This is a genomic window from Ruegeria sp. BHSB172 (genome assembly GCF_059613165.1).
In genome coordinates this window covers 1-5,064 of record NZ_JBXWRZ010000076.1, presented here as the reverse complement: position 1 = coordinate 5,064, position 5,064 = coordinate 1, and the positions used below count along the sequence as shown (strand labels likewise).

At 63.6% G+C, this 5,064-nt stretch carries 2 protein-coding genes and 1 pseudogene; all 3 read left to right on the top strand.

Features of this window, described 5'->3' with window-relative positions:
- Window positions 1–1,459: pseudogene (locus AC2FM3_RS17630) on the top strand (hypothetical protein); the annotation flags it as partial.
- Window positions 1,460–1,569: 110 nt separating this feature from the next.
- A complete protein-coding gene (locus AC2FM3_RS17625; protein WP_496684501.1) occupies window positions 1,570–3,342 on the top strand; it encodes an adenylate/guanylate cyclase domain-containing protein in 1,773 nt (590 codons plus the stop codon).
- A gap of 165 nt (window positions 3,343–3,507) precedes the next feature.
- Window positions 3,508–4,980, top strand: coding sequence for a phosphatase PAP2 family protein (locus AC2FM3_RS17620; protein ID WP_496684498.1), 1,473 nt, complete (start codon window positions 3,508–3,510; stop codon window positions 4,978–4,980).
- Window positions 4,981–5,064 lie beyond the last annotated feature (84 nt).

Below are 5,064 nucleotides of genomic sequence, written 5' to 3'. Positions count from 1 at the left end.
GTTCGGGCTGCCGCCGCATTTGTTCAATGTCCGGGCCCAGCCCGAGATGCTGGTCTTCTACCGTTACGGCATCTCGCCCGGACCGGGCCAGAGCGGCCGCACGGTGAACGCGCAGGTAAAGCTGGATTGCAAAACGCAGGGCAAGCCGGTGATCCACATGAACCTTGCGCTGGCCGAGCTGACGAAATGGGACAGGCCCGACCCTCCAGGCTGGGCGCAACCCTTAAGCATCGCGACCAGCGGACGGTGGATCGGGCATGAATTCGGGCATTATCTGCTGGCGGCCCGGTTGGGTCAGCTGGAATTCGATTTTGCCCACAGCGCCGGCGATGCCATCGCCGCCATCATGTCCGACCCGGGCTCTGCCCTGGCAGCCCCCCCCGGAAACGGAGTCGCCGCCAGTTTCCGCGGCATCACCTATCCGTTCGTCTTTGCGACTCGCCGCCATGACCGCATCGCGGAAATGGGCTGGGCCTGGTACGGCTCTTTGAACCGATCCGTGATCGAAAACTCTGCGGCGGATCCGTGCGACACCAAGGGTTATCTGACTGAACAGATCCTGTCGACGACCCTATTCCGCCTGTACCGCGCGCTGGGGGGCGACACGGTTCAGGCGGATGGCCGAGCCGACATCTATCAGCGTCGACGGGCGGCGCGCATGGCGCTGTTCCTGCTGTTCCGGGCAACGGCCGGTTTTGCACAACCACCGTCGCGGGCCGAGATGCTCGAACTGGGCCTGGAAGAGGCCGGGTGGATGACCCTGCCGCCGCTGCCGCTGGGGCCTCCGGGCAGCACGCCCGACCCGTGGCAGGGTGGCACGGCGCACAAGGTTGTGCGTTGGGCCTTCGAGGCGCAGGGCATGTTCCCGCCCGATCCGGAACAGATGCACAATGCGCCGGGCGATCCGCCGCCCGAGGACATCTATGTTTCGGACCGCCGCCCGTTGACCGAGGACACCCTGGCCGGCCCGGTTCAGTATGGGCCGGGCGCCTATGTGCCGGTCTCATTGGACTGGCGGGCCGATGCCCGGTGGTTGTCGGACCCCGCCAACCTGCGGGTCGGCAACCGGGGCACCGCGCAGGCCCAGAATGTCGGGCTGCGGGTCTGGGTCGGATCGGTTCCCGTCGGGCCGGTTCCGTGGGACCTGCTGGCCCCGATCACCTGGAACGCTGCTGCCATCGACTTGCCCTTGGGCAATCTGGCCGCGGGTGGCTCCATCGACCTGTTGTCGCTGCCGCAGGTCCAGAACCTTGTGACCGGCACGGCGGTCGCGGCAGGGACGCTGGGTCTCATCCTGTTCGAGGTTACCTGCCCGAACGATCGAGCCAACACCGATCCTCTGGCGCAGTTGCCGCCCAAAGCCGAGGACTCGGGCGCCGGACTGCCCGGCACTCCGCGGACGCTGGCCGATCTGGTGGCCAATGACAACAATCTGGGCCTTGTGGTTGTCCGGCCATAGCCGGAGCTCAATTTAGCGTAGATTTAAACAATATTAAGTCTGGAATGTTTGCCAACGTGGCGTTGGGCCATTAGACTAAAATTGTAACCAGTGGGGGCGGTGGTTTCGCAATGTCCAAAATCAGCGCGAAATCCCTTGATGTGTCCAACCTGCGTCTGGCGGCTTTTGCCTTCGCTGATGTCGAAGGCTATACGCGCCATATGGAGGCCGACAGCATCAAGGCCGCCAGAGACTGGGGCAGGTTGCGCGAAGACGTTCTGCTGAACCGGATTTCGGACTATGGCGGGCGGCTGGTCTCGCACTCCGGCGATGCCATCTTGGTTGAGTTCAACAGCGCCACCAATGCGGTTCGGTGGGCCCTGGACAAACAGCACCAGGTTCGGAATCGGCCGGTTGATGAAACCCCCATGCATGTCCGAATCGGCATCAATCTGGACGAGGTCGTCGATGACGGGCGGTCTCTGCAATCCGACGGCGTCGTCATTGCGTCCCGCATTCAGGATCTGGCCGCGGGCGGCGACGTGGTGCTGACCCAGCAAGTGCGCGACATCGTGCGCAACCGGATCTCGGTTCGGTTCCACGAGATCGGGGCGCCGATCCTGAAGAATATCGAACGCCCGGTGCGGGTGTTCATCGCCCAGCGGAGTTCCGAGGCGCGCGCGATCCTGCGGCCACACGCGCAATGGGAGGCGCGGCCGTCGCTGGCCGTCCTGCCGTTTCGCGACCTGCAAGGCCGTGACGAAGACCGGTATTTCGGCGAGGGCATGACCGAGGACATCATCACCGGAGTGTCACGCAGCCGCGCGATTTTCGTGGTGGCGCGCACCTCGACCCTGCAGATGTCGAAGGAATCCGTGCCCTCGCGCGAGGTGGCCGCGGCGCTGGGGGTCAAATACCTGTTGACCGGATCGATCCGGCGCAGCGGAAACCTGCTGCGCATCCATACCGAGCTGGTGGACGTGGTGCGCAACCGGGCCGTCTGGGCCGACAATTTCGATGGCGATGCCTCGGACATCTTCACCTTTCAGGACCGCATCGTGTCCAGCATCGTCGCTACGGTCGAACCCAGCGTTCAGCGCGCCGAGGCGGCAAATCTGGTCACCCGCCCGACCGAAAGCCTCGATGCCTATGACTGCGTGTTGCGGGGCCTGCCCGAACTCTACCGGTTCCAGGGCCAGAGCTATGAGACGGCCATGTCCCTGTTCCGGCGGGCGGTCGAACTGGACCCGGGCTATGCGCAGGCGCATTCCTATCTGGCCTGGTGCCTAAATTTCTGGATCGCCGAGGGCAAAAGCCCGAATGTCGAGCGCGATAGCGCCGCCGCCGTGTTCCATGCCCGCAAGGGTGTCGAGCTGGACCCCGAGGACGCGCTGAACCTGTCGATCCGCGGCCATATCCTCAGCCTGCTGGAACGCCGCCCGCACGAGGCGATAGACATCATGGATCAGGCGCTGTCGCTCAATCCCAATCTGCCGCTGGCCTGGGGGATCAGCGCGACGGCCCATGCCTATCTGGGCAACGGCGCCATCGCGCGCGAGCACATGCTGAACGTCTGGCGGCTGACCCCGTTCGGGCCGCTGAATTTCTTTTTCTGGACGGCGGCAGGGCTGGCCGAGTTCGTGGATGGCAATTACCCCGAAGCGATCCGTGCCCTGCAACGCGCGCGCCGCACCAGGCCGCGATTCATGGCGGCGCTGCGCATTCTGGCGGCTTCCTACGCGCTGGACGGGCAGATAGAACAGGCCCGCGTGACCGCCGAAAAGCTTCTCGAGAAAGATCCAGGTTTTTCAATTTCGCGTTTTATGGCATGGTATCCCCTGAAGACCCCGGACACGCGGGAACGGCTGGTGCTTGGTCTGAGCACTGCAGGTCTGCCGAACTGACGCGTTTCACCGCCGCTGCGCGCCTTGTGGCCGCAGTGACCCGCACGCAGGCACATGCGGCAATGGCGAAACCGCCGGAACTCATAATGATCTCGAGCATATTTCGATGAAAGGGCGGCGCTGTCGTCTTTTTGAACAAGGTCCATTTCAAACGAGGACATTGACATGACGGATTTCGGAACAAACGCCTCGGCTCGATCGTCCGGGCTTGGCACTGGAAGTCAGGGGCTGGGTCTGGGTCTCGGCGCATCGCGTGGATTGGGGCTTGGACTGGGCCTTGGCAACGGTTTGGGTCTCGGTAACGGTCTGGGGCTGGGATTGGGCCTCGGCAATGGTCTTGGGTTGGGGAATGGGCTTGGACTGGGCCTCGGCAATGGCCTTGGATTGGGGAATGGCCTTGGATTGGGGCTTGGCCTCGGTCTCGGCAACGGGCTGGGGCTGGGCAATGGTTTGGGCCTGGGCAACGGGCTGGGGCTTGGAACAGACCCGGTCATTCCCGTCGGCGCGGATGGCGGCATCGGTCTGGTCCGCAGCTATTATGCGACCCCGATCGAGCTGGCGTTGCTGCCTTGGGCGCTTAATTTCACGCCCGACAACGCGGGCGTGTCGCCGTTCCCGCTCGAATATGTGATCAATCCCTATCAGGCAGACCCGGCCGGCATCGACTATCCCAAGGTTCTGGAATGGACCACGCAGGACTGGGATCCAGCCTTGCGGTTCTGGGCGCTTCCCTTCGATGAACACCTGACCGAGTGGTTGCGCGCCGCCGACCGCAGCGAACCGGCAACCCTGGCGGCGCTGGAATTCGCCGGCCAATGGCGGGAATGGCTGCCACGGCCCGGGTTCGATCCGGTGGGGCCGTATCTGGAAGCGGGTGACCTTGAATGGCGCTATGTCGTGGATGTCAACAAGACCGTGGCGCAGAACGAAACGGATGCCTCGGACGCGTTCCGATTCATTCAGGGCGAGCTGGAAACCCTAAAGATCTACATGGAGGACGACCGCAGCAGCTATCTGGTGGAATCCGATGTTCAGGCCGACGGTCTGCCCAACTACATCATCCATTTCATCGGTGCCAATTCCTTCGATCACCCTTACACCTTGAAGCTGATCGACGCGGGGCTGGCCTTGGGCAACGTGGCCTACATGTCGTACAAGGCCTATTACAAACGGGTGCGGCCCTCGGTGCTGCGGCCGGGGCTGACAGTTCCGTTCGGCCCGCCTGCGCATCCGGCGTTTCCGTCCGGCCATTCCTTCCTGGCGCATCTGATCGCGCTGCTGCTGCTGGAAATCCCCGGGCTGTACCAGCGGTTCGGCGTGTCGCGCGATGGCGCGCCATCGGGTGGCGGGCTGTTGCAAAAGCCGGTGTCGGCCGACTTGGCCGGGACGGCGCCGATCAAGTCGCCCTTGTTGCAGATCGCCCACCGCATCGCGGTCAACCGTGAGCGCATCGGCGTGCACTATCCGACGGATTCGCAGGCCAGCCGGCACCTGGCCGCAGGTCTTTGGACCCGGATGCTGAAGCCCAGAAACCAGGTCTCGAACGCCGGAGGGCCGGATTACCGCATTCATTGCCCGACGCTTCTGGCGTTGATCGAAAACGCCAAGACCGAGTGGCCGACCCCCTGGCCCGGCTGATCTGCGGGCAGGCGCAAACCACGTGTGACGATTATTAACGAGGATTCAGTTCATGAAGATTTCACGTATTTTTCACAGATTTGG